This window comes from Mesorhizobium sp. (assembly GCF_005063415.1).
GTDB lineage: Bacteria > Pseudomonadota > Alphaproteobacteria > Rhizobiales > Rhizobiaceae > Mesorhizobium.
The window spans coordinates 2,948-6,087 of sequence record NZ_SUEG01000215.1 but is presented as its reverse complement, the minus strand read 5'-3'; the positions used below and the strand labels follow the sequence as shown (position 1 = coordinate 6,087).

Below are 3,140 nucleotides of genomic sequence, written 5' to 3'. Positions count from 1 at the left end.
GCCGAGGAACGCAGCCTGGAGGACGAACTGAACGCGCTGCTCGGTGCGATGAGCACACGGCCGGCACAAGCGGTCAACGAATCTCAGACAGGCCGGCAGTCTGCCCAGCAGCCTGCCCAGAAGCCCGTGATGGCTGCTCAGCAGCCCATCGCGCCGGTAATTCAGAAGCCAGCAGTGGCTGCTGAGCAGCCCATGGCGGCGGCTGAAGACGTCACCAACGAACCGGTGCATGCTGTCGACGAGCTGGATTGGGAACTCGACGAGCACGAGCCCGCTGAGCCGCAGCAGTCCAGTGCCGCCGATGATGCCGATCTTGGCAGTGTCCTCCTCGATGAGCTTGAAGGCGAGGATTTCGGTGTTGAAGCCGCTGCCGGACCTGCGGATGATTTAGACAACGATGCGCTCGATGCCGACTTCGCCAGGAACATCGGCCTGGATCATGACTCGGCCGACAAGAGTGCCGCAGCTGCTTCCGAAGAAGATCCGCTCGATGGGCTGAACTGGCTGACGACACGCGCCACACCGCCCGAGCCGGCCCGCTCGTGGAGCCGCGTGACACCGGTCGCGCAGCCTCAGCCCGCTTTTGCAGGCCAGCCGGTGGCTTCGGCGCGTCCGGCACCGCCGCAGCCGGCTGCAACGCCGTCTTATCGGGCCGCACCGGTCGGAGAGGCGCCGTCCTATGAAGGCCAGGCATCCCGTGAAGACAGGCGGTCCAATGAGGATCGGCCATCCTATGAAGATCGGCCAGCCTACACGGAAGCTGCGCCAACCTCGTATCAACAGCCTTCCGCCTATGACGAGATGCCTGATGTCGAGACGGTCGACGTGCCCGAGCGCGTCGTGGCGCTGGCGGACGATCTCGACATTCCGGAGCTCAACTTCGACGATGACGAGCCGGTGGCGCCCGCCTACGACGATCTTGATGCCGATTTTGCGAGCCTTCTCACCGAAATGAATGCCACGGATATAGCGCCTGCCCCGGTGCGCAGTGCTGGCTACGACGATGAATACGATGCCAGCTTCGCGTCTGGCTATAAGCAGGATCGTAGCGAGACGCGCGCCTATGGCGCCAAGCCTGCGGAAGCCCCCGTCAGCGCGGCGGCCGCTTCCTATGCCGATGCAGCGGACGGTTTCGATCTGGGGCCATTGCCCGGTGGCCAGCCGGTCTCGCAAGCCGACGATTTCACCTTCGATGAGCTCGACTACGACCCCGAACTGGACGAGGAGATGTCGGTTCCGGGCCTTGCCGAACGCGGGGCCGAAAGGCAGCCGCGCAGGCGCGGGCTGCTGATAGGAGCGGTGGTCGGCGCGGTGGCGATCGCCGGAGGCCTTGGCGCCTTTGCGTTGACCCTCGGCGGCAAGAGCGGCAGCGATGCGCCGGTTATCGTCAAGGCCGACAACAGGCCGATCAAGATCAAGCCGGAAAATCCAGGCGGCACCGTCGTGCCGAACCAGGACAACAAGGTCTATGACGCTGTGGTCAAGGGCGCCAAGCCCGCCGAGCCCGTTCAGCAGAAGCTGGTCACCAACACCGAAGAGCCTGTGGACCTGAAGGCCAACGAACCGGAGAGCCGCGTCGTCGATCTGTCGCCCAATGACCCCGATGCCGCAGACGATATCGACGCGCCCGGCACCGTGGCATCCGACACCGACTCGTCTGGCACCAACGCGTCTGGCATCAACGCGCCTGACACCAACGCGCCCGGCACCAACGCGCTTGGCGCCAATGCGGCTGGCGCTGCCGAAACGGCCGCCGCACCGGCGCCCAAGTCCGAGGATCGCATCGCGCAGGTTCTGCAGGAGGCCGAGAAGGGAGCCAACCCCGAGATCGTCGCCGTTGCGCCGCGCAAGGTACGGACCATGGTCGTGAAACCTGACGGCTCGCTGGTGGCGCGCGAGGATCCGGCGCCCGCCGCCCCGCAGATGGCTGCTGCCGAGCAGGCCGATCCGGCGCCGCAGCACGTGGCTCCGGCGGCCCAGGCCGACGCCGCCGCGCAGACCGGCACCGTGCCCCTGATCGACCAAATGACAAGTGATCCGAAGATTGGCGACCAGCCGAGTGGCGATCAGGCGAGTGGCGATCAGGCCGAAACCCCCAAGCTGCAGCCGGCGCCGAAGCCCGACACAAAGGCTGAAGCCAAGGCCCAGCCGTCGGCCAGCAACCAGTCCGCCAGCACCCCGGCCACGGTTCCGGTGGCGCCGCAGCGCCCGTCCGACCAGCCGGTCGACGTGGTCGGCGAGGTCAAGCCCGATCAGGTCGCTTCCATCGATCCGGCCGCGGCTGGGGCTGGTTCATGGTCGATACAGATCGCTTCGCAGCCGACAGTCGAAAGCGCCCAGGCGACTTACCAGGATCTGCAGCGCCGCTACGGCGGCGTGCTTTCCGGCCGCACCGCCAACATCGTCAAGGCCGAGATTGCAGGCAAGGGCACCTTCTACCGCGTCCGCGTTCCGGCGCAGTCTCGCAACGAGGCGATCAAACTGTGCACCAGCTACAAGGCTGCCGGCGGCAATTGCTTCGTGTCCCACTAGCGGCACCAAAGCCCCCTCGAAAAGCCGGCGCCCGCGCCGGCTTTTTTGCGTGAACGGAATCCGCTGGAGGCAATTGCGGGCGATTCCCTTTGTCGGCGCGAAGCTCTAAACTGTTCCGCATGACCGAATCAAAATCCATGATCCTCGGCTGCGCCGGGAAATCACTGACCCGCGACGAGATCCGTTTCTACCGCAACGAATGCCCGTGGGGCTTCATCCTGTTTGCGCGCAATATCGGCGAGACCGAGCAGATCCGCGATCTGGTCGCCGCGATGCGCGACTGCGTCGGGCGTGCGGACGCGCCGGTGTTCGTCGACCAGGAGGGTGGCCGGGTGCAGCGCCTGCGGCCACCGCTGGCGCCGAACTATCCGGCTGCCGGCGCGCTTGGCGCCTTGTGGCGCGACGATCATGACGCCGGCACCCGTGCTGCCTGGCTCATGGCGCGGCTGCATGCCTTCGATCTGCTGCGCTACGGCATCACGGCGGATTGCCTGCCGGTGCTCGACGTGCCGATCGAGGGCGCCAGCGACGTCATCGGCGCGCGCGCCTATGGCAAGGAGCCGCGAGCCGTCATCGAATTGGGTCGAGCCGCGGCTCCTTGCCATAGG

2 protein-coding genes are annotated in these 3,140 nt (G+C 66.4%); both read left to right on the top strand.

What is annotated here, in order from left to right; all coding sequences use genetic code 11:
- Positions 1-2,532 (top strand): SPOR domain-containing protein (locus E5W70_RS30010; protein WP_292664904.1); only part of this gene is annotated, 2,532 nt, incomplete at its 5' end.
- Between the two features lie 119 nt (positions 2,533-2,651).
- Positions 2,652-3,140: glycoside hydrolase family 3 N-terminal domain-containing protein (locus E5W70_RS30005; protein WP_292664903.1), on the top strand; the 489-nt coding region annotated here is incomplete at its 3' end.